Origin of the sequence: Mesorhizobium sp. L2C066B000 (assembly GCF_000502335.1) — a bacterium.
Lineage (GTDB): Bacteria > Pseudomonadota > Alphaproteobacteria > Rhizobiales > Rhizobiaceae > Mesorhizobium.
In genome coordinates this window covers 136346-160617 of the sequence record NZ_AYWZ01000001.1, presented here as the reverse complement: position 1 = coordinate 160617, position 24272 = coordinate 136346, and the positions used below count along the sequence as shown (strand labels likewise).

19 protein-coding genes and 1 tRNA gene are annotated in these 24272 nt (G+C 61.5%); 11 read left to right on the top strand and 9 right to left on the bottom strand.

The window, feature by feature from the left end:
• Positions 1 to 124: 124 nt before the first annotated feature.
• Both X733_RS164920 and X733_RS164925 read left to right on the top strand, forming a co-directional pair.
• Positions 125 to 331, top strand: a complete 207-nt coding sequence (locus X733_RS164920) for a SlyX family protein (RefSeq protein WP_196813704.1) — start codon at positions 125 to 127, stop codon at positions 329 to 331.
• A 13-nt stretch (positions 332 to 344) separates the two neighbouring features.
• Positions 345 to 731, top strand: coding sequence for a hypothetical protein (locus X733_RS164925; protein WP_023691863.1), 387 nt, complete (start codon positions 345 to 347; stop codon positions 729 to 731).
• On the opposite strand, the gene X733_RS164930 is transcribed toward X733_RS164925, so the two are convergent.
• The 4 genes from X733_RS164930 to X733_RS0133720 all read right to left on the bottom strand — a co-directional run bounded on the left by X733_RS164930 (position 726) and on the right by X733_RS0133720 (position 3683).
• The gene (locus X733_RS164930) at positions 726 to 1187 is read right to left on the bottom strand and encodes a GNAT family N-acetyltransferase (protein WP_023691864.1); all 462 of its coding nucleotides are present in this window, start codon (positions 1185 to 1187) and stop codon (positions 726 to 728) included. The genes X733_RS164925 and X733_RS164930 overlap by 6 nt on opposite strands.
• Before the next feature lie 88 nt (positions 1188 to 1275).
• Positions 1276 to 2265, bottom strand: a complete 990-nt coding sequence (locus tag X733_RS164935; RefSeq protein ID WP_023683177.1) for a BMP family ABC transporter substrate-binding protein — start codon at positions 2263 to 2265, stop codon at positions 1276 to 1278.
• A gap of 251 nt (positions 2266 to 2516) precedes the next feature.
• Complete coding sequence (locus tag X733_RS164940) at positions 2517 to 2840, bottom strand: hypothetical protein (protein ID WP_023691865.1); 324 nt, start codon at positions 2838 to 2840, stop codon at positions 2517 to 2519.
• 111 nt (positions 2841 to 2951) lie between these two features.
• The gene (locus X733_RS0133720) at positions 2952 to 3683 is read right to left on the bottom strand and encodes a DUF2569 domain-containing protein (protein ID WP_245271389.1); all 732 of its coding nucleotides are present in this window, start codon (positions 3681 to 3683) and stop codon (positions 2952 to 2954) included.
• Between the two features lie 360 nt (positions 3684 to 4043).
• Here X733_RS0133720 and X733_RS164945 point away from each other — a divergent pair.
• The 6 genes from X733_RS164945 to X733_RS164970 all read left to right on the top strand — a co-directional run bounded on the left by X733_RS164945 (position 4044) and on the right by X733_RS164970 (position 10340).
• Positions 4044 to 4133, top strand: a tRNA-Ser gene (locus tag X733_RS164945).
• 284 nt (positions 4134 to 4417) lie between these two features.
• Complete coding sequence (locus tag X733_RS164950) at positions 4418 to 5377, top strand: LysR family transcriptional regulator (RefSeq protein WP_023726526.1); 960 nt, start codon at positions 4418 to 4420, stop codon at positions 5375 to 5377.
• 164 nt (positions 5378 to 5541) lie between these two features.
• On the top strand, positions 5542 to 6555 hold the full coding sequence (locus X733_RS164955) for an amino acid ABC transporter substrate-binding protein (protein ID WP_023817231.1): 1014 nt from the start codon (positions 5542 to 5544) through the stop codon (positions 6553 to 6555).
• 256 nt (positions 6556 to 6811) lie between these two features.
• Positions 6812 to 7915, top strand: a complete 1104-nt coding sequence (locus X733_RS164960; RefSeq protein WP_348529088.1) for an amino acid ABC transporter permease — start codon at positions 6812 to 6814, stop codon at positions 7913 to 7915.
• 57 nt (positions 7916 to 7972) lie between these two features.
• Complete coding sequence (locus X733_RS164965) at positions 7973 to 9058, top strand: amino acid ABC transporter permease (RefSeq protein ID WP_245274394.1); 1086 nt, start codon at positions 7973 to 7975, stop codon at positions 9056 to 9058.
• A gap of 49 nt (positions 9059 to 9107) precedes the next feature.
• Complete coding sequence (locus X733_RS164970; RefSeq protein WP_050588601.1) at positions 9108 to 10340, top strand: MalY/PatB family protein; 1233 nt, start codon at positions 9108 to 9110, stop codon at positions 10338 to 10340.
• Between the two features lie 161 nt (positions 10341 to 10501).
• Here the strand turns inward: X733_RS164970 and X733_RS164975 are convergent, their stop codons facing one another.
• The 3 genes from X733_RS164975 to X733_RS164980 form a co-directional block, all read right to left on the bottom strand.
• Complete coding sequence (locus tag X733_RS164975; protein WP_155924122.1) at positions 10502 to 15397, bottom strand: autotransporter outer membrane beta-barrel domain-containing protein; 4896 nt, start codon at positions 15395 to 15397, stop codon at positions 10502 to 10504.
• A gap of 399 nt (positions 15398 to 15796) precedes the next feature.
• Entirely contained in the window at positions 15797 to 16090 is a 294-nt protein-coding gene (locus X733_RS1000000167465; protein ID WP_081740564.1) for a hypothetical protein, read from the bottom strand.
• A gap of 192 nt (positions 16091 to 16282) precedes the next feature.
• On the bottom strand, positions 16283 to 18076 hold the full coding sequence (locus X733_RS164980; protein WP_023817227.1) for a PAS domain S-box protein: 1794 nt from the start codon (positions 18074 to 18076) through the stop codon (positions 16283 to 16285).
• A 155-nt stretch (positions 18077 to 18231) separates the two neighbouring features.
• On the opposite strand from X733_RS164980, the gene X733_RS01000000165695 reads away from it, so the two are divergent.
• Positions 18232 to 18600: a response regulator gene (locus X733_RS01000000165695; protein WP_023817226.1), complete on the top strand. Its 369-nt coding sequence runs from the start codon at positions 18232 to 18234 to the stop codon at positions 18598 to 18600.
• A gap of 718 nt (positions 18601 to 19318) precedes the next feature.
• Here X733_RS01000000165695 and X733_RS164985 read toward each other — a convergent pair.
• Positions 19319 to 21319, bottom strand: coding sequence for an AI-2E family transporter (locus X733_RS164985; RefSeq protein ID WP_023817224.1), 2001 nt, complete (start codon positions 21317 to 21319; stop codon positions 19319 to 19321).
• A gap of 185 nt (positions 21320 to 21504) precedes the next feature.
• Here X733_RS164985 and X733_RS164990 point away from each other — a divergent pair, with 185 nt between their 5' ends.
• Positions 21505 to 21738, top strand: a complete 234-nt coding sequence (locus X733_RS164990) for a hypothetical protein (protein ID WP_023671105.1) — start codon at positions 21505 to 21507, stop codon at positions 21736 to 21738.
• Between the two features lie 199 nt (positions 21739 to 21937).
• A complete protein-coding gene (locus tag X733_RS164995; protein WP_031192924.1) occupies positions 21938 to 23017 on the top strand; it encodes an aminopeptidase in 1080 nt (359 codons plus the stop codon).
• A 29-nt stretch (positions 23018 to 23046) separates the two neighbouring features.
• On the opposite strand, the gene X733_RS165000 is transcribed toward X733_RS164995, so the two are convergent.
• Complete coding sequence (locus tag X733_RS165000; RefSeq protein WP_023817222.1) at positions 23047 to 24252, bottom strand: ROK family transcriptional regulator; 1206 nt, start codon at positions 24250 to 24252, stop codon at positions 23047 to 23049.
• Positions 24253 to 24272: the final 20 nt, after the last annotated feature.

Sequence of the window (24272 nt, the reverse complement as noted above, 5' to 3'; positions counted from 1 at the left end):
ACAAATCCCGGTGCGCTTGTCAATTTCGAACGTGGCCGCAGACCTTCACATTCACTAATATGCAAGGCTCGACAGTCGCATCATGCTGCAACTGCGTGCACCAGGACCTGGGGAGTTTCGAATGATCATGCCTGTCGACCGGCTGACGACGCTGGAAATCCGCGCCGCCGAGCAGGAAAAGACGATCGAGGAACTGTCGGGCCAGATCGCCGAACAGTGGACGGTCATCGAGCGCATGCAGCGCAAGCTGGATGCGCTGACCGGGCGCTTCATGGCGCTGGAGGAACAATCGGCACCCGACGTGCCGATAACCAAACCGCCGCACTGGTAGCAAGGAGAAGCCGATGGCCGGTGAAAGCGATCGCGTTGCGCGGGCGGGCGATTATGTGCTTGGCCTGATGAACGATCGCGACCGCGAACGTGCCGAGCGCGACCTGGAGATCGATCCCGCCTTCCGCGACACGGTGATGCGGCTGGCCGAGCGCATGCATGTCTTCGACCGTGGTCCGCCATCGGGCGGCAGCGATCGCTGGCGGCTGATTTCGCAACGCATCGCCGAACTGCCGCAGATGCGTGTGGTCGGCCAGGGCGAAGCGAAGCCGGTGATCGGCAGGCTGGAGCGGAAGCCCTATGGCGTCGGCGTGCATTCGCTCGGTGGCCGACGCGGCTTCGCTATCGCCATTGCGCTGATGGTGGTGTTTGCGCTGGGTTATCTCGTCGGACAGCTATAGGCCGAGTTCGCGCGACATCAGCAGCATCGGGTAGCCGTCCTGCTCAAACGACTCGACCACTGCCCAACCGAGCCCGGCATAGAAGTCTCGCGCCACCCAGGTATAGAGGTAGGTCCTCTCCACACCGATCGCGGTTGCATGCGCTTCGATGGCTGCAACCAGCGCGCGGCCGATCCCTTTGCCGCGGTGGTCGCTATCGACGACCAATCCCGCCAGCCAAGGCGTCAGCTCATGCGCGGGTTCAAGTTCGTGGCGAACCAGCAGGCAGGTCCCGACCGGGACGTCCCCTATCCGCGCCACAAGCGCCGCCTCGAAGCCATCTCCATTGAGCAACTCGCGAAGCCCGGCGACGTCCTCATTCAACGTTCTTGCGCTGCCCTCGAAAAAGGCGGCGATGCGCAGTCGCGCCACTGCATCAACATCGCGTTCGGTCATCGGTCCGATGGTCGGCTTCACTCTCGCCTCTCAAGTTGCGGCCCCCGTCAAACCCAAAAACAAAACCGCCGGACTCTCGCCCGGCGGTTTCAACTCTAATGGATACAGATCAATACGGGCAGGCGTTGTCGGCGGTGTAGTCGTGCACCTGGATCGTGCCGGCGATGATGTCGGCCTTGGCCTTTTCGACGGCAGCCTTCATCTCGTCGGTGACCAGCGCCTTGTTGTTGTCGTCCATGGCGTAGTCGACACCGCCTTCCTTGAGGCCGAGATTTTGCAGGCCGCCTTTGAAGGTGCCGTTCTTGCCGTCCATGAAGGCGGTGTAGACGGCCACGTCGACGCGCTTCAGCATTGAGGTCAGCACCTTGCCGGGCTGCAGGCCGTTCTGGTTGGAATCGACGCCGATGCCGAGCTTGCCGGCATCCGCCGCCGCCTGCAGCACGCCGACGCCGGTACCGCCGGCCGCGGCATAGACCACGTCGGAGCCCTGGTCGATCTGTGTCTTGGCGATCTCGCCGCCCTTGGCCGGATCGTTCCACGCCGCGGGCGTGTCACCGGTCATGTTCTGGATGACATCGGTCGCACCGGCCGCCTTGGCGCCGCCGACATAGCCGCATTCGAACTTGCGGATCAGCGGAATGTCCATGCCGCCGATGAAGGACACCTTCTTGGACTTCGAGGCCATCGCCGCCAGGATGCCGACGAGATAGGAGCCTTCGTTTTCCTTGAAGACAAGCGAGCGGACATTGGGCATATCGACGGCATCGTCGATGATGGCGAAGTTGAGATCGGGATATTCCTTCGCGACCACCTTCAGCGCATCCTCCCAGGCAAAGCCGGCCATGACGATCGGGTTGCGGCCGTCTTCGGCGAAGCGGCGCAGCGCCTGCTCGCGCTGCGAGGCATTGGACACTTCGAACTCGACATAGGCGGTGCCGGTCTCGGTCTTGAACTTTTCGGCGCCGTGATAGGCAGCCTCGTTGAAGGATTTGTCGAACTTGCCGCCGAGATCGTAGAGGATGGCCGGCTGGACATCCGCGGCGAAAGCCGGAAGAACCATTGCGGTTGCGGCCAGGAGGCCGAGAACGATACGTTTCATGTGATCCACACCCTGTCGGTTATTTTTTTCCGTTACGCGCCGCCCGCCTGCCCGGTTCTCCGGCAGACATGCGGCATCAGCCAGGAGTGTACTCCCCTCCCGCTCAGGGCAATCTGGCACGGCCCGAAACAAAATTCACGCGGAATTTTGACCTTTTGGAAAAGCATGCCTCCCCTTGGAAAAGCAGGCTTGGGCAATGACTGCCGCGGACGATTGCCGCATTGTCGTCGCAAGTCCGCCGGGACAACCCATCAGCCCGGCGCGAATTCTCCGCCGCGCCGCCGGCGCCGGTAGCCGATCGCATAGAGGATGAAGGCAAGCACCGCGAACACGGCAAACCCCGGCTGGGCAAGCACCCAGGCGATGCCGCCATCCCATATCATCGGATTGACCTTGGCGCGCACGAAGGTCTCGAAGGCCGCGCGGGTGTCGGGCGAAACCGCCAGCCAGCTCGAATTCAGCGGCGTCATGACCAATGCGGAAGCCGCCACCGAGCGCGTCGCGTCGAGTACCGCCATGATGACGGCGACCGAGAGTGCGACCATGGCCGCGAGGCGAAACAAAAAACGCAACATCAGATCTTTCCCCCGGCCTGGTCCTCAAGCTCCTCCCGAGGACCTTCCGGTCACAGGCGAGGAATAGAATGCGTACGCCCGGCGCGCAATCGGCTTACGCGAATTTGAAGTCTATCGCTTGCGCCGATGAACGAGCCAGACGCCGAGGATACCGCCGACGATGGCGCCGACCACCAGCCCGACAAGGCCGATGAACACCGCGAAATAACCGCAGCCGCCTTCGAAACAGCTGATGTCGGTGACTTCGGCGATCCCTGCCCCGAGCGCGAAGCCGGCCACGGCGCCGACGACGGCGCCGAGGAGGATGCCGACCAGCGCGGCGACAACCGAGGCGAAGACCTGCGGTGTTTGCGCTTGCCGCTCGGTATAGACGGCTGCGGGTCCGGCATGGCGGCGCAGCAGGTAAATGCAGAACAGGCCGATACCGATTTCGGCGCCGGTGATGGTCAGGCCCCTGGCGGAGAAGACGAAATCGGGCACGGCCAGGGTATAGGCTTGCCGCGCCAACAGAAAGACGATGATGGCGATCTGCCAGATGATGAATTGGCGCGGAAAGTGCTCCGAGCGGCCGAAGGCGAGGCCGAGCAGGTAAAGCCCCCACAGGATGGTGATGATGTTGGCGGCGAGCCCGCCCAGCAGCAGGTAGAAGACTGTATCCGGCAGGCCGGAGCTGCCGACCAGCCACCGGGCCGAGACCAGCCCGTAGGCCGACCATGCCATGACGACGACAAGCCAGCCCACCGGGATGAAGGACAGGTCCGAACGCCCAGGCAGCGGCAGCCCGCTGCCTGGCACGCCTGCGGCCGGCGTTCCGCTGGCCGGCTGTTCATTGCTCGATGTCATGTCTGGACGTTGCCCCCGCAAAGCCTCCGCCTCACTCGACAGGGGGCCCGGGCCGAAGTCAAGCGCGCCCGGCTCTGCCGCCTCGCCCGTGCACACCATTCAGAGCCGAAAGCACCTTTGAAGCGGAGGCGTTGGCGGCCCCACGAAACGATGCGTGGCCGGCAAAGCGAATAGACTGCCGTTATGGCTTGGCATTCGGCGCCGGATCGACTAGATGAGCCCCGCGCCTGTTTGAATGACGGGCGCCGGGAAGGGCATCCGCTGGTTGGCGATGTCCATCAAGCGGGTCTTCCCGCAAATCCCAAAGGGATGCATCTCCCCAACCCGCGTGGCAAAACCGGCCGGCGCGAATGCAAGGACGGAGAGGTGGCCGAGTGGTTGAAGGCGCACGCCTGGAAAGTGTGTTTACGGGAGACCGTAACGCGGGTTCGAATCCCGCTCTCTCCGCCACTATCAAGCCATTGAAACCGCTGCGATTTCCCATCCCAGCGGGTGCGGCTGACTTTACTTCACATGCTCGCCCTGGGTTCATGGCGGATTGCCGGCTTGCTCGCCAAGCCAGGCGCAGAAATGCCGCGGAGCGATCCGGCGGTCGCCGTCACCTGTTCAACCGCCAGAGTTTCAAAGGCGTAGCCGGACCTCTGTCTTCACTCTTCGTGCCCCATCTGTCACCGTCGCAACCAACGCGGTAGTGCCGCCTTGGTGCGATCTCAGGTCGCAGATGAGGTAATTCCATGAATTATAACGATATCGACCTCAATCTATTGCGGGTCTTTGACGTGATGATGCGGGAAAGGAGCGTCACGCGGGCGGCTACCGAATTAGGCAGAACACAATCCGCTGTAAGCCACTCCCTGTCGAAGCTTCGGTATCTATTGCAGGATGAACTGTTCACCAGAGATGGCGGCGAGATGCGGCCAACTCCCCGGGCAGTTGAGCTGCTGTCGAATATTTCCGCCGCACTCGCAACGATCCGCGCATCGATCGACCGGCATCAGATCTTCAATCCAGCAACGACGCGACGCAACTTTCGCGTTGGACTTACAGATTATCATGCCATGGTTTTCATCCCGGGCCTCATTCGAGAATTTTCCAGGCAAGCTCCTGGCGCGACGCTGAACGTCATTCCCGCAAACGGACCCGAAATCGGGTCATCGGTCTATCTGAGACAAGTTGACTGCGCGCTGACGGGAGCAGCGATACGCGACGACCCAGGTCTCTTGAAGGTGGAGCTTGGCCAGGACCGATTGTTTTGCGCGGTGTGGAGCGGAAGCAAGATCGCCAGAAGCGCAATGACGCTGGAAACCTATCTGGCCAGTTCTCACCTCCAGATTTCCGCAGATGGCCTGGCGGAAGGCCTCGCGGATGCCGCCCTCAAACAGATGGGTCTTCGCCGCAATGTCGTTGCGACCATCTCGAACTATCCGGTGCTGCCCTGGGCGCTTCGCGGCACTGAACTGATTACCCATTGCGGTGATGCCATCCTGCAAATGCTGGATGAGAGGAGTGAGGTGACGTTGGTCCCGCCACCCCTTCCGATAGCGAATGTGAATGCCTGGCTTATTGTTCACCGCCAGATGGCGAATGACCCGGGAACCAGGTGGCTCCGGGAAATCATCGTGGGAATCTACAACGAATCGCGGACCAAGAGACACCAAGGCACCGTCGGAACACCGGGATCCGCCGTAAAATAGATCGCGCGCGCTATCGTCTGTTTCACCACTCGAACGCCTTTGTACCTGGGAGCGAGTGCCGCGCAATTATGAAAGACGCTCATTTTGACCATGAGAACAATCGATTTGACGAATAGTTCACCTGGAGAGCACATTCCCTTCAACAATAACAGGGGAATGCCGAAATGAGATCAACGTTCAAGGGCCTACTTGCCCTCGCTATCGCGTGCACCGCCTCCTCGGCGTGGTCCGCAACCCTCGACAATGTCAAGAAAAATGGCGTGCTGACCTGTGGCACAAATTCGGCCACGGCTGGCTTCAGCCTCCCCGACAATGAAGGCAAATGGACCGGATTTGTCGTCGATTATTGTCGCGCCGTGGCCGCTGCCGTGCTCGGGGATGCGCAAAAGGTCAAGTTCATCCCATTGACGCCAAAGGATCGCTTCACCGCCTTGCAGTCGGGAGAGATCGACATTCTCGCGCACAACGCAACCTGGACATCGTCCCGCGATACGTCGCTAGGCATACTGTTTACCGGCACGTATTTCTATGACGGCCAGGGGTTCATGGTGCGCAAGGCGGACAATATCACGTCAGCCAAGGGACTTGACGGCGCATCGATATGCGTCACCCAGGGCACCACGACCGAGTTGAACCTTGCCGACTATTTTCGCTCGCAGTCGATCAAGTACACGACGGTTGGTTTCGCAGACGAGGAAGCTGTAGTGAAGGCTTATGAGGAGGGACGTTGCGACGTCTTGTCCGCAGACACCTCCACCTTGAACGCGTCGCGGCTTCGCATGGCCAAGCCGGACGACAGCATTGTTCTTCCCGAGCTGATCTCCAAGGAGCCGCTTGGCCCGGCCGTGCGGCAGGGTGACGACCAGTGGCTCAATGTGGCGAAGTGGACGCTCTACGTCATGGTGGCCGCGGAGGAATACGGGGTCACCTCCAAGAACGTCGATGCCATGAAATCGTCGGACAACCCCAGCATCCGCCGCTTGCTTGGCGTGGACGGCAGCATAGGCAAGGACATCGGGCTCGGCGATAGCTGGCCGGTCGAGGTGATCAAGCAGGTCGGCAATTACGGCGAAGTGTTTGATCGCAATGTCGGCAAGGATTCGCCGCTGAAAATGGAGCGCGGCATGAACGCGCTCTGGAACCAAGGCGGCGTTCAATACGCTCCGCCGATCCGCTAACGCATGTCGCTCAAAAATGGCCCCGGTTTTGAGACACGACGTGCATAAAAACAAAGACCCTAAAGCGCGTCGCCTGAGTCCGTTCAAACGCGACGCGCTTTAAGCAAAGCATGGTTGCAAGGCGCTGGCGTGTTACCGTCAGCGCCTTGCACGGACCGGATAGGAACAGGCCATGTCCCATTTGTCGCTTCCCGCGCCGTCGCGCAGGAGGTTGTCGCTGCACGATACGAAGGTGCGGGGCATCTTCTACCAGCTCTTGCTCGCCGGCTGCCTGCTGGCCTTGGCCCTGGGCATCGGCATGCAGACTGCATCGAATATGCGGGTCCGGGGGATTCCGCTCTCATTCGACTTTTGGAATGAGTCTGCCGGCTTCGACATCAATCAAACCCTGATACCGTACGATGCATTGTCCAGCTACGGTCAGGCGTTCTGGGTGGGAGTGGCCAACACCCTCTACGTCAGTCTCCTCGCAATCCTGTTTGCGACCTTGCTTGGCTTCGTCATCGGCGTTGCCCGCCTGTCGCCGAACTGGATCGTTTCGAAGGTGGCGACCGCCTATGTCGAGCTTGTGCGCAATGTTCCGTTATTGCTGCAGCTGCTGTTCTGGTACAACGCCGTCCTCAAGCCGTTGCCCTCGCCGAAGGCGTCCATCGCCATTCCCGGCGGCATCTACCTCAACAATCGCGGCCTCATCGTTCCGGAGATTCATCTGCATCCGGGAGCGGGGCTGGTGGGCCTGGCATTCGTTGCGGCCATTTCCTGCTGCGTTGCATTCTGGTTTCGCGCCAGGAGCGTCCAGAGACGGACGGGCAGGCAGCTGCCGGTGCTTCTGGTCAGTCTGGCGACCTTGATAGGATTTCCGCTGGTCGTGTTCCTGGCGGCTGGCGAGCCGGTCTCGTTCGTCGCCCCGCAGCTACGGGGTTTCAATTTTCAAGGCGGGCATCAGCTCTATCCGGAGTTTGCCGCTCTCCTGATCGGTCTGTCGGTCTACACCGGTTCATACATCGCCGAGATCGTGCGAGGTGGAATCCAGGCAGTGCCAAAGGGCCAGACCGAGGCTGCGCATGCGCTGGGGCTGGCGCCGGGCAAGACGCTTCGTCTGGTCGTCGTTCCCCAGGCGCTGCGCATCATCATACCCCCTTTGACAAGCCAGTATCTCAATCTCATCAAAAACTCGTCGCTTGCCGTGTTCATCGGCTATCCCGACCTCGTTCAGATCTTTGCCGGCACGGTGCTCAACCAGACCGGAGCCGCCGTCCAGGTCATGGCGATTACCCTGTCGGTCTATCTCGTCATCTCCCTTGCCACGTCATTGGCCATGAACGCGTGTAACCGACATTTTGCAATCGTTGAAAGGTGACGGATGAGCGATCAGTCCATGCGTTCGCCAGTTGACGTCAGCGCGCTCATACCAGCCATGGCGCCTCCCGCGGACGTTCGACCGGGTCCAGTGAGCTGGATGAAAAAGAACCTGTTTTCGACGCCGTCTTCAGGCGCGCTGACAGTATGCTTTGTCCTCCTCGCCGCGTGGCTGCTGCATCACTTCCTGAGCTTTGCGATCTTCAATGCGGTCTGGAGCGGCGGCCACGAAGCTTGCCGTACGAACAGCCAGGGGGCTTGCTGGCCTTTCATCGCCGAGAAGTTCGACTACCTGCGATACGGCGCGTATCCGGTTTCCGAGCGGTGGCGCGTGGACGTTGCGCAGGCGATCGGCGCCATCCTCATCGTTTGGCTCCTGTGGACGAAGGCTCCGCGGCGCAAAGTGGCGGCGTTGCTGTTCTTCCTCGTCTACCCCGTGGCCGCGTTCATTCTCGTGCGCGGCGTTGCCTGGCTTCATTTGCCTGTCATCGATACGACGCTCTGGGGCGGTCTCTTGATCACGTTGCTGATGTCGATCGTGGGTATCGTCTTCTCGCTACCGATCGGGGTTATCCTGGCGCTTGGGCGCAGGTCGGAACTCCCTTTCGTCAAGACGGTTTGCGTCACGTTCATCGAAGTCGTCCGCGGCGTGCCGTTTATCACAGTGTTGTTCATGGCGAACTTCATGATGCCGCTCTTCGTCCCGGATTATCTGACACCTGATCGTCTGTTGCGCCCGCTCATCGCGATAGCGTTGTTCTCGTCCGCCTATATGGCCGAGGTCGTGAGAGCCGGCCTTCAGGCGATCCCGAAGGGCCAACACGAAGCGGCCAAGGCGCTCGGGATCGGCTACTTCGACATGATGCGCCTGATCGTCCTCCCTCAGGCGTTGACGATCGTCATACCGAGCATCGTCTCGACCTTCATCGGTCTGTTCAAAGACACGACTCTGGTCGCCATCGTCGGCATCGCGGATTTCCTGAAGGCCGTCGAAACGGCGCGCGTCGATCCGAACTGGGCAGGCCCGACGATCTCATCAACCGGCTACCTCTTTGCGGGACTGGTCTACTGGAGCTTTTGCTTCGGCATGTCGCGTTACTCGCAATCTGTGGAGCGCCAATTGGCGCGTGGCCACAAATCCTAGGAGGCGATGATGATGCCACAAGCAATGCCCGCGGCAAGGTGACTATCAAATGGCTTGTGCAGACACGCCCGCATCGGCGCTTGGGCAACGACATATCGCGGGAATAGATTTCGACCAGATCCACGACCGTCAGCAGTTCGGATCCGTCAAATGGGCCAACCAGTGGGACGAGTTCTCTCCCCAGGTCGAGGGCCAGGACCTGCTGTCGCTGTGGACGGCGGATATGGACTTCCGCGCTCCGGAAACCGTCATTGCGCGACTGCGCGAGGCCGCGGAGCATGGCATTTACGGCTACACACGCCGCGATCCGCGCCACTATGAGATCGTGCAATCGTGGTTCGCGCACCGGCACAACTGGTCGCCGAAACTGGAGACCTTGCTTCCCGCGCCGGCGATCATGCCGTCGGTGGCTGCGATACTGCGAACCTTTACCAAGCCCGGTGACGGCGTCATTGTGCAGTCGCCCGTGTACTCGCCCTATTTCGAAGTGGTTCAGGGAAACGGGCGAGTTCTGCTTACGAACCGGCTGAGGCTGCAGAACAACAGATATGAACTCGATCTCGAGGATTTCCAGAAACTGGCGGCCGGCGGTGCCAAGGCATTCCTGCTGTGCAATCCTCACAACCCTGCCGGAATGGCCTGGACACGCGAAGAATTGGCGGCGCTCAACGACATCTGCGAGCGTCATGGCATCCTGGTCATATCCGACGACATTCACTGCGACATAAGGTTGTCGGATCGCCCCCACATCGTCTTCTCCTCCATCTCCGAAGATGCTGCGGAGAAATCGTTCATCTGCACCGCTCCAACGAAGACTTTCAATCTTGCCGGGGTTCCTTCGGCAACCATTTCGGTAGCCAGCAAAAAGCGCCGCGAGGCGCTTCTTGCCGCAATGCAGGCGTCATTCATGGTGAATGCGAACTTTTTCGGCCGCCTGGCTTTGGAGGTTGCTTACAGCAGCGGCGCGCCGTGGCTCGACCAACTCACGCGCTACATCGCCGGCAACATCGATCTGGTTTGCGAGTTCGCCGGTGAACACCTTCCAGGCATCACGCCCATGCAGCCCGACGCATCGTTTCTGGTGTGGTTGGACGCGTGCGCGCTCGATGGCCGAGTGGGTGGAATTCAGAAGTTCTTTGTCGATCGGGCCGGGGTTAATCTCTATGACGGCCGCGTCTATGGGCCTGGCGGCGAAGGCTTCATTCGCCTGAATGTCGGCTGCCCGCGTGCTCTGTTGCGCCAAGGGCTGGAGCGCATGTCCAGCGCGCTGGCATCCCTGTGATCGAGCGCCAGGGTGCTTCGGATGCGAGCCTGGTACTTGATGCCGGCAGCCGGTAAGGAAACGTCCGAGGCCGACGAGCCGGGTGGCCCGCTAGTCCGGATTCCATAGCCGTGCCGGACACGACGCTAAAGCCAAGGTCGACATGTCCATCTTGATCGCCGCTACCATTTCACAGCGAACCCGAGCTTGGCGCCCAGGGCATGGCTGTCGCCAAAATCCTTGAGACTTGTCCGCACGGTGCCTTCCCCGAAGACTGCGTAGCGGCCGTCCGCCCAGCTCAACGAGCCACCAAGGCCGACACCGCCCCACAGCGCCTGATTTTCGCTGACCAGCTTCGTGCCGGACACATCGACATCATTTCCGTCGAGGAAGTCGTAGTAAAGGTTGCCGAGCCCGTAGATGTGCGTACGGCTTACTTGCCCCGCATCGTCCACCCACTGGTCTTCATAGTCCGCGGAGAGGCCGAGCCGGCCAACGAGGCTGTTGCTGCTGCCGGGCGACACGACGGCGCCAAACGGGTCGGTGAACGCGTCGAAGTCGACCGAGGAATAGGCAAGCTGGGCCTGCGGCGTCAGCGACCAGTTGCCGTTGAGGGCGATCTTCTGTCCGGTCTCCACGCTCAGCCCGTAGCCGAAACCGTTGTTGCCGTCCGCAAGCGTGGTGCCCAGCGTGGCCGACCGGATGTCACTGTCATACCATGTCGCCTCGGCCTGCGCGTCGACGTAGAAGCCACCGCTGCCGAACCAGGTGAGCGTGCTGCCGACGCCGTAGCCGGTGGCAGCGATCGACCCTGCCCCGAAGATCGAGGAGACGTCCGACGACGCGGTTCCGTAGTGGGCCGTAATCCCTCCGATCAGGGTACCGGCGTCGCTTTCGTGCAGCAGGCCATCGACGCCGGCCTGCAGCTTCCAGGTGGTCACGTCATAGTTCGTGCCGGAGGTCGACGTCTTCGGCTTGATCTCGGCATGGGCAGCTTCGATGCGCGCCCATATCGCCTTGCCGTCGACCGAGCCCTGGCCTGGCAGGTCCGCACCTTGCGGCGTAGCACCCTCGCCCCACGACCGATTGCCAATGCGTTGCTGCATGGTGCCCAGTTCATTGAAGGCCTGCAGCACCCCTTCATAGGCCTCGTACAGCGGCACGCCGGGCGAATAGAGCGGCTGCGGATCGGGATCGCCGTTGACCAGGGCCGAGCGCAGATACCAATCGCCATCGGCCGGTGTGCTGACGCCGCCTTGGTAAAGCCTGTAGGCATAGGCGCCCGCGACGACCGCTGCATCGCCTTCGAAGGTATAATTGCCGTCGAGCGAGAAGCTGCCGTTCGAGACGCCGCCGACGTCGACGATCTTGATGCCTCCGACCGTTTGGGCGCCCGACCCGCCGAAATTGACGACCTGAAGGGTACCCGTCCCTGACGTGTTGCCGGCGATCACCAGCATGTCTGTCGGCGAACCGTCACCACCGAGCGCAGCGTTGAGAACGACGGCGCCGCTATTGCCGACATAGTCGCCGCTTACGGTAAGTGTGTCGCCTGGGACGCCACCCGCGATGCGCACCGTTCCGGCGTTGCTCAGCCCCGCAATCGTCTGGGACATGCCGGCAAGATCGAGCGTGGCGCCCGAGGCGACGGAGAACTGCGACGAGGAACTGAACGCGTTCGCAGCGCCCGCGGCAAGCGTGCCGCCGCTGACCGTAGTGGCGCCGGTAAAGCCTGAGTTGTCCAACGCAAGCAGCAGCGTGCCTTGGCCGTCCTTGATGAACGTACCGGCGCCCGAGAGCACGCCGGCATAGCTGGCGGAGGCGACTTGGTCGAATGTGAAGGAGGCGCCGGCGCCAATCGCGACATCGCCGCCGAAGCGCTCGGCCGCCGAGACGAGGCTGCCCTGGTCGACGGTCCAGTCGAGCAAAGAGGTGCCCGATATTGTCAGTGAGCCGGCGCCGTCCTTCACCATCGCGCCGGTGCCAGAGATATCCCCGGCAAAGCTGGCTTCCGCCGCCTGGTCGAACACAACAGTGCCTGAATTGCCGATGTCGCCACGGATCGAAGCCGCATTGCCAACCAGCGTGCCAGCGCTCACCAACGTGTTGCCGCCGTAGCTGTTCGATCCGGTGAGGGTCAGCGTGCCGGCGCCGGCCTTGACAAGACTGCCGGCCCCCGAGATCGCGCCGGACAAAGTGAGGTCAGCCATCGTGTCGAAGGTGCCGCCGGCCGCCAAAAGTGTGACATCGCGCGCCGAGGAGAAGACGGCGGTGTTGCGCAGCGTACCGCCGGAGAACGTCAGGTCGCCGGCAGCAACGCCGAGATTGTTGTCGGCCGAAACCGAAAGCACGCCGCCCGAGACGGTCGTACCGCCCGTGTAGGTGTTGGCGCCTTCGAGCACCAGCGTGCCTGCATCAGTCTTGGTAAGGCTGCTTGCCCCGGTCAGCACGGAGGCGATGGTGGCTATATAGCCCGCTCCGGCCAGGGAGCCGTCGCCGACCCGGATGATGCTCTCGCCACCGGCGCCGGCGAGCGTGATGGAGTCGCCCTCGATGCGGTAGCCATCGGCAGCGAACTGCATGCCGGTAACCTCCAGCGCGCCGGCGCTGTCGTCGGTGGTGACGGTGCCGCCAAGCGTCTGGAAGATGGCGAAACCGGGTTGCGGCTTCATCGCGCCGGTAACCAGGCCGGTGCTCGTCGTCCACGTCGGGCTTGCCGCAGTCCAAGTGCCGTTGCCGCCATCGACCAGATCGTTGTTGGCATTCCCGGCCGCGTCACCATCCCAGAACAACAGGTCGTTACCGACACTGCTGACGAGATTGACCTGGTTGGCGACAGAAGTCTGCACCGTCAGGTCGGCGGTTGTGACACCCGCCGGTAAATTGCCGAGCTCGAGACCGTTGTCGGTGAGGGCGCCGCCATAATTGATCAGCCGGTAGATGCCCGGGCCAAAGCCGCCGACGTCGGTGATGTCAAGGCTGCCATCCAGCGTCAGATTGCCGGTCACCACGATGAGATCGTTGACGCCGCCGCCGACGACGCCGGCTTGGCCAAGCTCGTAGTCGAGGGTCGAGCCCGAACTCAGGCTGAGCGCTCCGACCGTGAGCGTGCCGGGGCTGGAGCCAGGCGCCAGAACGCCGCCATCGGCGATGATGACCGCGCCGGCAATCGAGCCGGAGCCGCCCAGCGTGCCGCCGCTGTTGACCGTCGTCTGGGTGTTGCCGAGCGAGCCTTCGACGACAAGCTTGCCGCCATTGACAGTGGTGGCGCCGCTATAGGTGTTTGTGCCGGTGAGGCTCAGATTGCCAAGACCCTGCTTGGTGAGGGAGCCGCTGCCGTCGATGAAGGCGGCAAAGGTGGCGTCGGTCGGCTGGTTGAAGACGAGCGCTCCGTCGTTGAGGATTCCGCCGGTGCCGAGGCTCGAGGCCTGACCGGTCAACGTGCCGCCGGAGATCACCGTGCCGCCGCTGTAGCTGTTCAGGCCGGTCAGTGTCGTGCTGCCCGAACCCTGCTGAACCACCGCGCCGCTGCCTGAGATTGCGCCATCGACGATCAATGCATCTGAGCGGTTGAATGCCAGCGTGCCGTCGTCGAGGACATTGCCGACAATGCTGCCGGAGGTGCCGCCGTCGCCGACTTGGAGCGTGCCGCTACTGATGACAGTGCCGCCGGTATAGGAGTTGGCGCCCGACAAAACCATCGTGCCGCCACCGGCTTTCGTGAGAGCGCCTGCGCCGGAGATGACATTGCTGAGCGTGAGGGCCGTGCTGGGATCGGTGAGGAATGTTCCTCCCCCCGTCAGCGCGATGGTCCGGGCACTGGTGATGTCGGCGGTGGTCTGCAGCGTGCCGCCGCTGAAGGTCAATCCGCCTGAGGCGGCGCCCAGATTGTTGTCACTCGAAATTTGCAGGGTCCCGCCGCTCAAAGTCCATGGCGTGACGACGTTCGTTGTCCCCATCAGTGTCCAAGTGCTGCTTCCTGTCTTTTCATATAGCCCGAAGCCGTCGTATTTGGCGCCAGCGCCGATTTGGGACACATCGAAACTTGCATTGGTATCGCCGCCCAGCTTGAAAGTATCGGCATTGCTGAAGGCAACTACATTGCCAGTGATGTTCGCGCCGGCCTGAATCTCCAGCGAATTGACGCCACCGGTGAACTGGATGGCTCTGCCGGGTACCGGCGTTCCACCACCCGCGCCGACGGCGCCACCTGTGATTGTACCCGCATTTATGACGGCGATGTTGGCGCCCTTGATCCCCGAGCCGCCATCGCCTGCCGTTCCGGTGGCGCCGGCCAGACCGCCAATGCCGCCAATGATCGTCGCACCTTGATTGTTGATGACGGTTCCACCTGAAAGCAGCAGAACAGCGGCGCCACCGTCCCCACCGCCGCCGAGAAGGGCTCTTCCGCCGGCGCCCCCAAGCAAATTCCCGCTGTTCTGGATTGTCCCGCCGCCGATCAGGACGATAGCAGCTGCGCCGCCGCCGCCGCCTGCTTGGGCCCCGGCTGTGTTCGTACTAGTGCCGCCGGTAACGCTGCCGCCCGCCTCAACAACGACATTTGCGGACGAGAATATGCCGACGCCGCCACCACCGCTGCCGCTGTTGCCAGTGTTCCCACCTCGGCCACCAGTGCCACCAACCACCGATCCTGTGCCAGTAACCGTAACGTCGGCCGTGGCACTGACGCCCACACCGCCACCGCCACCGCCGCCGCTCCTGACGACGCCGTTCGTGCCAGGTGAGCCCAAAGCGCCGGCCCCGCCGCTGATGCTGGTGGCAATGGTCCCGTCTGTGGAGATGACCAGACCCGTAGCACCGGTCGCACCGGCAATGCCATTTGGGTTGTTGGCTGTCGTGCTTCCCGATCCCGACCCTCCGGGCGCACCATTGCCCGTCGTGAGGTCAACGCCACCACCACCGCCACCGGCGGTCGCGCCATTGGGAACATTCTGACCCGGCGCCGTTGCCGGCGTGCCGTCGACGCCGCCTTGTCCGGCATTCACACCGCTGCCATTGCCGCCATCGGCCCGTGCCGGCGCGGCGCTCATTGCAAGGGCAACAGTTAGGATCGTCAAGGCAGAAGTGCTGGAGCGAAGCGACACGACTTGCTGCAAGCGCGCGAGATCCAAAACCCAAAACCAATCGCGCGCCAAAATCCGCTCCGCCATGCCTAAGCTCCTGATTCCTGAAGTGCGCCGAACGCAGCATGAAAGCTATTCACCCGCAAGACGTTTATAGTCATGAGAGCTACCAAGAAGCTAACGGTTGCCAGTAAAATGAAGTCTGCGGCTTTTAGGCGACAGAAAATACATCAACATTAGAGTTGTCTTATTAAGAAGAACGTTACGCAAACGCGAGAATAATCTCGCTGAATGGATTTGTGCGGAAACGTTTGGAGCTCCTGGGCTTCAGCCGATCCCAGGACGGCCTCTACGGGGAGATAAGCGCTACGCTGCCTCCCGGGGCGGCCGCCACTATCCCAGTAGAAGTGATCCTGTAATCGATGCCCACTCTGCGTCGAGCTTGCCAGTTTCCACAGGCTGCCCGGCGCGGCGGTACCAGTAGGCTGCATTAGAAAGGTCGCCCTCTTTTCGGTGCAGATAGGCATGAACCCATGCAGAGGTCGGATCAGATTCGTTGGCCTGCGCACACTCATGCGCCCGCTCCCAATCGCCCTGTCTATCCCACCATAGAGCGTGAAGCGCCATCCCAAGATTCGCCGGAGGCTCTACATCCTGAAGGGTCGCACGGAACTCGTCGATGTCCATAGTTACCTCGCCTCGGGCTACGCCGGTCCTGTCCCGTTCCGTGGAACGAAATGCGCCCTCTGCCGGTGATTTGCTCTGTCGACTTTAGCAGTGGCTCTGGCGATCTCTAGCGGAAACGGGGTTTTCGCTCGGCAAAGGCCGCATCAAGGGCTTCCAATTGACGAATGCTCGTTGCAGGGCTGCTTCCTGCTTCTAAGCTTCTTGGACGACAGAAGCTGCCACGGAAGCCAAAGGCGCTTCCAAGCTCCATGTTATTCCATGCGGACCGTGTTCGAGAATTCCCTTCCCACTAACCGCTGCGGGCGCGACTCGCTTCAGCACCACGGTTCCAAAGCCACCTTGTCCGACAGTCTGAACCTGCGGCCCATCGGTTTCGACCCAGGTGAGGTGAAAGAGCCTCGAAGCACCGGAACCGGTGATGCCCCATGTGACCGAAATCCGGCCCTTGTCCCCTGAGAGAACCCCGTATTTGGCCGAGTTGGTCGCCAATTCGTGGAAGGCAATCCCGAGATACTGAACTGCGTTGGGACTGAGCACCAATGATGGGCCCGACATTTCGATCACATCCCCCCGCGGGAAAGGCTCGACCTGGGCCGCCAAAAGGTCGCTGATCGTGGCACCCTTCCAATCCGCCGAAACAAGCAGGTCGTGAGATCGCGACAACGCCATGATGCGCTCGCGCACCTGGGTTTCAAAGTGTTTTGGCGTCTCCGATCGCTTGTTGGTCTCCCGGATCATCGACAGGATGACCGAATACTGGTTTTTCACCCGGTGGTTGACCTCGCGCATCAGCATGCGGATGCGGTATTCATTCTCCTTCGCCGACGTGATGTCTCGCGCTATCTTCGATGCGCCGGTGATCTGCCCAGTTGCGTTACGCACGGGCGATATCGTCAGCGAAACCGGAACCAGGCTGCCATCCTTGCGCAGGCGGGTCGTTTCGAATGGTTCGACGCGCTCGCCGCGGCGAATGCGTTGGAGGATGCGGGGTTCCTCGTCCTGATGGTCTTCGGGGATCAGCATGGTCACCGACCGGCCAATCGCTTCGTCGGCGGTATAGCCGAAAAGCCGTTCGGCGCCGTGGTTCCAGCTTTTTATGATGGTGTTGAGATCCTTGCTGACGATAGCGTCAAATGAGGATTCCACGATCGCTGACAGGTGCTGCCTGGTTTCTTCGGCACGCTGGCGGTCCGTCAGGTCCAGCAGCATGTTGACGGCGCCAATCAGAGCGCCGTGCTCGTCCCGCAGCGGTGTCGGGTAGGGCAGGAACGGAAAAAACGATCCATCGGGACGCTGCGCAACAGCTTGCTGGTTGCGGACCGGCCTGTTCTCCTTGAGCGCGATGGCCATCGGGCATTCATCGTGCGGCAATTCCTTGCCGTCGGCACTGAACAGCTTGAACGTCACGCACCATTTATCCTTGCCGATTTCAGGCTCCCTGCCTGCCAGATCGGCCGCGGCGCGGTTGTAGTAGGTGATCGTCCCATCCTGATCGGTCGTGTAGATGGCGACGGGTAGGCCGTCGAGTATCTGGTGATAGGTACTGTCATGCTGCCTGAGCTCCGAGCGGGTGTGTACCAAGTCGGTTACATCGACCGTGAAGCACCGGGTGTTGATCAGCTTGCCGTCCCGGAAATGTCCGCTTGAGGTGACTTCGACGTGCTTGATCGATCCATCGCTGGCCCTCAATCGCGCCGGATATCTTACGATCTTCTCGCCATTGGCAAGGCGAACCAAAATGTCCTCTATGACGTCCCGGTCGGGATAGAACTCGGCGATGTGGCAACCGAGGTAGTCCTCCGCAGGATAGCCGAGAAGGTCGAGCTCAGCCTGGTTGGCATGCACGATCAAGCCGTCTGCGTTCACCAGATGCAGGGCAACGGCGCCGTTTTCGAAGAAATCCTTGTAATCGAAATCCAGACCGTCATTGCTGGACACTCCCGGGTTTTCGAAGGCGACAACATTCGCCTGTGTTGCTTCATGCATCCCAAACACCTTTTTCAGTCCAACCAAATATAATGCGGCTTGGATCAGTTGGTTCCCATTGCTCGCGATCTCGACCCGCTGCGTACGGGAACCGGACCCTAAAAGGGTCGTAGCCTCGACTCGTCTTCCATCTACAAACGTGCGATCATCCGCGCATGGGCAAACCCTTGGTCCTTGTCGTCGACGACGAAGCCTTGATAGCACTTGATATGGAGTCCGCTCTTTCGGAGGCGGGCTTTGCCGTGGCATTGGCGGCGACATGTTCCCAGGCGAAACGTTTTCTTGCGAACCATACCCCCGCCGCAGCGATCCTGGACGTCAAGCTGTCGGACGGCGAGACTGTTGACGCGGCAAAAATCTTGACAGGGCGAGCTGTTCCTTTCGTCGTCTATTCCGGCCTGGGGATCGAGGAAACCCACGAAGCGTTCTCGTCCGGCGTAAGAGTGATGAAACCCGCCGGACCTGCAGAGGTGATCCGGGCTCTCATAGCCATGACCGCCGGCCAGCAGAAGATGACGGGATAGCCGTGCTCTGAGCACCTTCGGTCTAAACTAGCCAGGCGCTGCCGGAGCAGCTGCCGCGCCTCACGGAGCAGCGAATTGCGGCCGGTGCCGATCAGGCGAACAAGGTCGCGCCGTGATCCTCGGTGATGCCGGTCTCCCTGGCAATTGACAGCACCAGTGCTTCTTCCCTTCCACTTTCTTAGGGTCGTGCCTTGCCCGTGCTGATCATGCCTTCTCCATCGGCTCACCGCCAAGATCTGAGAGAGACTCATTCCTCGACGCACGGTCAACCTCGTTGTGCCGCGTTTGAGCGACAGAGATAGCGGCTCAATTATTGCGTTGCCAGGATCGATCCTGGCACAGCCAAGTGGCCGGTCCATTCGCACGATAATGCGCCCCGCGCAGGGACGGCGCCAGCACGGGCCAGATCGACCGGACAGATTGAGCAGTCCTATGCCTCTCCGAACTCGGCTTCGTTTCTCGACTTCGGGTGCCGCTCCTAGTCAACGGGCGGCGGCAGGAGCATGATTTCGGTCTCCTTGCGGCCGAACTCTCGGCCGATCTGGAACGCCGCGTAGATCGCGCCGAGGCGGATAAGGAATCTGAGCATGGGGTTCTCCTTCGGTGTTAGGAACCGCAAGGCCGCGAGATTGTTCCATGGCTTGCGAGTGGGGGACGATCTTGCCGTCTCACCAGGCATTCCAGCGCCGGCGCGGCAATCTGAGACATGGCGGTGCGGCTAGGCTGTTGCGGCCGTTGCCTGGGCCGGGATCCGTTTTCGAGGGGCCGGACGCCGTCGATCGCGGCGTTTCGAAACGACTTTGAGGGGAACGGCCGGCGCTGGAGAAAGTGCGCCAAGCACAGTGTTGACCATGCCGTGGGCTACGAAATCGGCGCTGATGTCGGCGGCCAAAGCTTGCCTTTCTTGCCCGACATCGCCCTGCTCCGCGTCTGACCAGAACACAATCCCAATTCTCAAACCTGCCTTGGCGCGCTTCAGTCTGCGGACCAGAAAGCGGGCATGCTTGAGCGAATCCCGGTTCAGGAAACCGACCACGACGGTGTCGATCGCCTCTAGTTCGAGACGACGAATACCTGCCGGCTCCATATCGACAAAACTGGCCTTCGCCACCGTAGCACCTTGCACCTCCAGCACCTGAGCGAGCATGGCGGCAGCGGCATCGTCGAGTTCGCCGCGACCGCCGGCACAAAGCACCGACATGTCCTTGCCGTCGGGCAACTCGATCTCTTCCTCTTCGACGCCATCTGTTTCCCTGCTCGCGCTCCCTTCCGCGGTGGTTGCCGGCGCATCTTCCTCGCTTGCCTCTTCCTGTGCATCGTCGGCAAGATTTGCCACAAGAATTTGGGCGCTCGCCGCCACCTGCCTTCGCTGTTGATCGCCCATCACGCCACGCATGCGGTCCTGCTCGCCCAACAGTAGAGCAGGAATGGCGACAGTGTCGTAGAAATCGATCAGGTACTTCTCCTCGAGGATCTCCTCGGCATGGTCAGTGGCCTCGTCGGGATCGCCGGCCAGGAGCCGTTGATAGAGCCGGGCGTGAGATTCAAGGACGGGCTCGTTGCCAAACAGGACGTCGAGAAATTCGAACTGCGGAACATGTCGCCCGAGGACGACGAGGCAAACTGTCAGCGGCGTCGAAAGGACCAGGCCGAGCGGCCCCCACAACCATGTCCAGAAAATTGCCGCAACGATGATTGCCAAAGGAGAAAGTCCCGTGCGCGAGCCATAGAGCCACGGTTCGATGACGTTGCCGGTTACCAATTCCATGACGACAAACAGTGCCGCGGTCCACAGCACCAGCGACCAGCCGGGCGCAACCGCCAAGGCCAGAAACAAGGGCAGCAGCATGCCGATAACAGGGCCGATATAGGGAACGAAGCGCAGCGCCAGTGCCAGCAACCCCCACAGCAGCGCGTTGGGAATGCCGAGCACCCAAAGGCCAATTGCGATTGGTATCGCGTAGACGATATTGACCACCAATTGCATGATCAGATAGCGGCCAACCCGTTTGCCGGCATCCTGCAATGCCTGCGTTGTGCGATGGAGGTCGCCATAGCCGACAAGGCGGATAAACCGGTCGCGCAGATCCTCGCGCTCAAGCAACATGAAGATGACGACGATGATGATCAGGCCAGCTGATGCCAGCGGGCTGATCAACGGTCCGATGATGTTCTGCAATACCTCCAGAGGTCTCTCGCGGGCGACGATCTCGACGGGAACAGGCTCGCGCCGGGGCTTGTCGGCCGCAGGCGGCGCCACATCCTGCTTGTCGATCTCCTGACCGACACGCTCGATCACCCCGCTCAGCCTGGCAATTATGCCGCCACCAACGCCCGTCTCCTTGAGGGAACGTACCTTGGTCAGAATGTTTGTCTGGTAGACGGAAATGTTCTGAGCAAGCTCGCTTACCTGGGTCGCAACAATGAAGCTGAACAGGCCCAGGGCCGCGAATGCGCCAATCACGCTCAGAAGCACTGCGGGCAGCCGAGGCAAGCCGACACGCTTCAGTGCGGAGACCATCGGCACCAGCGCAAAGGTCAAAAGCAGCGCGATGGCAATGGGAAGGAACACCTCACGACCGAAATACAGCGCAGCTACTGTCGTGACGATGGTTGCCACGGTAGGCAGAGCTGTGCGCGGATGGGCATTGCCTGCCGCAAGAATCCGTCCTAGCCCCCGCTCGGACGATGAGATGTCGTTTCGACGATTGGCAGCCACGTGATTCCCCCCGTTTCCTAGCGATAGTTAGACCCATTCGCCTGCCGGGCAATGTTTAGCAGGGCCGAATACATACGTTTTGCGGTTTTGCGCCCTGGGCGCTGTGCTCCGACGGTTCAGTCGATATCGTCGGAGCCGCAAATCTGTGGTAAAGCCGCCGCCCAACCAACCAAAGGACGACATCTGTGAGCGAACCGACTGTGGCCGAAGCGACCGAAAGTATCTATGCCTCGCTGCGGGCGGACAATGCCGACATCGACGCCCATATCGCGACGCTCAAGGCAGCGCTGACACGAGAGGGCGCAAAACAGGCGGTGTTCGATCCGGCAAAATTGGCGCAGAACAACCGCTCGGGCCGTAAGTTGATGCAGGCTTATTTTCGCCAGCGCGGCGTGAGCGTGAGATTTTCGGACCAGTAGCGCGCGGCAGCTTGGGGGAACCGCGCCTCGACGGACGGTCCGTATCTCGCTCGCTCCGCCCTGCGGCGGACTTTCGTCAATCGTAGGCGAATGGCCGCATCGCCCTGCCCAGGTCGGTGTCGCCCCCTACCCCAGCAGCTCTTGACGGAAACCGGTGCCTCCTGTTTGAGGGTGACCAGGACGTTTGCTGCATGGGGAGATGGGCAAGGGTGGGCAAACAGTGAAGCGCGTTCTTCGGATGCTTGCCGCGGTCGTCATGGCGTCCGGGGCGACCGGCTGCACGAGCATTTCCTACTACGCGCAGTCGTTGCAGGGTCACGCGCAGATCATGGCCGCCCGCAAAAATATTGCAAAACTCATCCGTGATCCTTCGACGCCTGAAGCATTGCGCGCCAAATTGACGTCGGCCAGCGCCATAAGACGGTTTGCGACAGATGAGCTGGCACTGCCCGAAAACAACAGCTACCGCAGCTATGTCGACATCCATGGCGACGCCGTGACCTGGGCCGTTTTTGCCGCGCCGCAATTCTCGCTCGCGCCACGAACATGGTGCTTTCCGGTCTTCGGCTGCGTTCCATACCGGGGTTACTTCTCCCTGAAATCCGCCACTGAGAACGCTGTCGAACTTCAAAGACAGGGGCTGGACGTCTATGTCTCGGGCGTCACCGCCTATTCCACGCTTGGCTGGTCCAGTGATCCGCTGCTGAGCACCATGCTGCGTCAGGACGACACCTATCTCGCCAGCCTTGTTTTTCATGAGCTGGCGCATCAGCGCCTCTATGTGGATGGCGATTCCGCATTCAACGAGGCGTTCGCCGTTGCCGTCGAAACCAGCGGCGTCAGGAAATGGCTCCGCGCCGCCGGCGACCGGGCCGGATTGCGCCGCTACGAAGCCGATCGCAAGCGCAGCGCCGATTTTCTTGGACTGGTGGCGAAGACGCGCGACGAGTTAAGGCAGGTCTATGGTAGTCCCCGCACCCCGGAAAAGATGGCGGCCGCCAAGGCAGCAACCATCGACCGGTTGCGGATGCGCTATCGGCGGATGCACGACAGGCACTGGGCGGGATACCGGGGATACGACGCCTGGTTCGCTGCCCCGATCAACAACGCCAAGCTCGCCGCAACTTCTGTCTACGGTGAACAGGTTCCGGCCTTTCTTCGCTTGTTCGACCTGTGTTCGGGCGACTATCCAAGGTTTTACGCTTCTGTCCGGCGGATCGCGGATTTGCCCAAATCGTCCCGCGCCGAAGCGCTCAAGGCTGCCGACACGTGCAATTGACTTGAACAAGCACAGGCAGGTCCTGATGATCACCCCAGCGACAGTTCCTTCGTCTGGTGTCTCAAAACGAGGCCGACCGCGCCCAGCAAGGCATCGTTCTCGGTGTGCCTGCCAACGATGATGCGCGTGCGCAGCGCGGGAGCGACATCCCGGGACTTGATCAGCGTGTGGCGTTCATAGGACGCGATCAGCGGCGTCAACAGAATGTCCCCTGCCAAAGCCATGTGGCCGCCGATGATGATAAGCGGCGGATTGAGCACCGAGCCGATCAGGCCGAGACCCCGGCCGGCGATCTCGGCGGTATCCTCGATCATCCGCAACGCCCTGACGTCGCCCTGCTCGGCCATGGCGATGACATCGTCCATGGTGACTTGCCGCCCAACGACACGCGAAATCTGTTCCAGCGGCCGGGTAAAACTCGCGTAGAGCTCCAGGCATCCGCGATTGCCGCAGCGGCAAAGGTCGCCGCCGGGATCGATGCTGATGTGCCCGAATTCGCCGGCGCCGCCTGCGACGCCCGTCACCAGCCGGCCATGCTGGACAATGGCGCCGCCGACACCCAGATCGATCTTGAACAGCACGAAATCGTCCTGGCCGACGGCCGCACCCCACATCAGCTCGGCAATGGCCGCGCAGTTGCTCTCGTTGTCGGCGAAGATCGGCTGTTCCAGGACGGGTCCGAACACATCTCGTATGTTGACGCTGGCCCATGTTGGAACCATGCTGGCGCGCAGCACCACTCCATCGCGGCTGACAGGGCCGGAGACGGAGACACCAACCCCCAGGAGCCCCGCTACCGGCAGACCGTTTTCCCTGTAGGATTGGGCAATCGCCGATTTGACCGCCTGGGCCGCCTGTTGCGGCTGGTAGTCCAGCGCCATTGGAATATTTTGTTCGGCAATGACGGAATGCGAGACATCGGCGACGATGAGCCGTATCTGCTGAAGAGCCAGGTGAATGCCGACGCAGGTGCCCGCTGTCGGATTGAGCGTCACCGCCGCGGCTGGCCTGCCGATGCCTCTGATGCCGTCGCGGCTGGTCGGGGCTTCGATCACCATTCCAGACTTTTTCAAGCCGTTAAGCGCGGTTGACACCGTCGAGCGCGCCAGACCGGTGGCGCGTGCGATCTGCAACGCGGAGAGTGCGCCGCGCTCGCTCAGGCAGCGCACGATCATGCTCTCCGGCGACGCGGAGGGTCTGTCGATCAGCCAGGTTCTAAGCGAAGGTTTTGTCATGGCTCAACATAAACATCGTT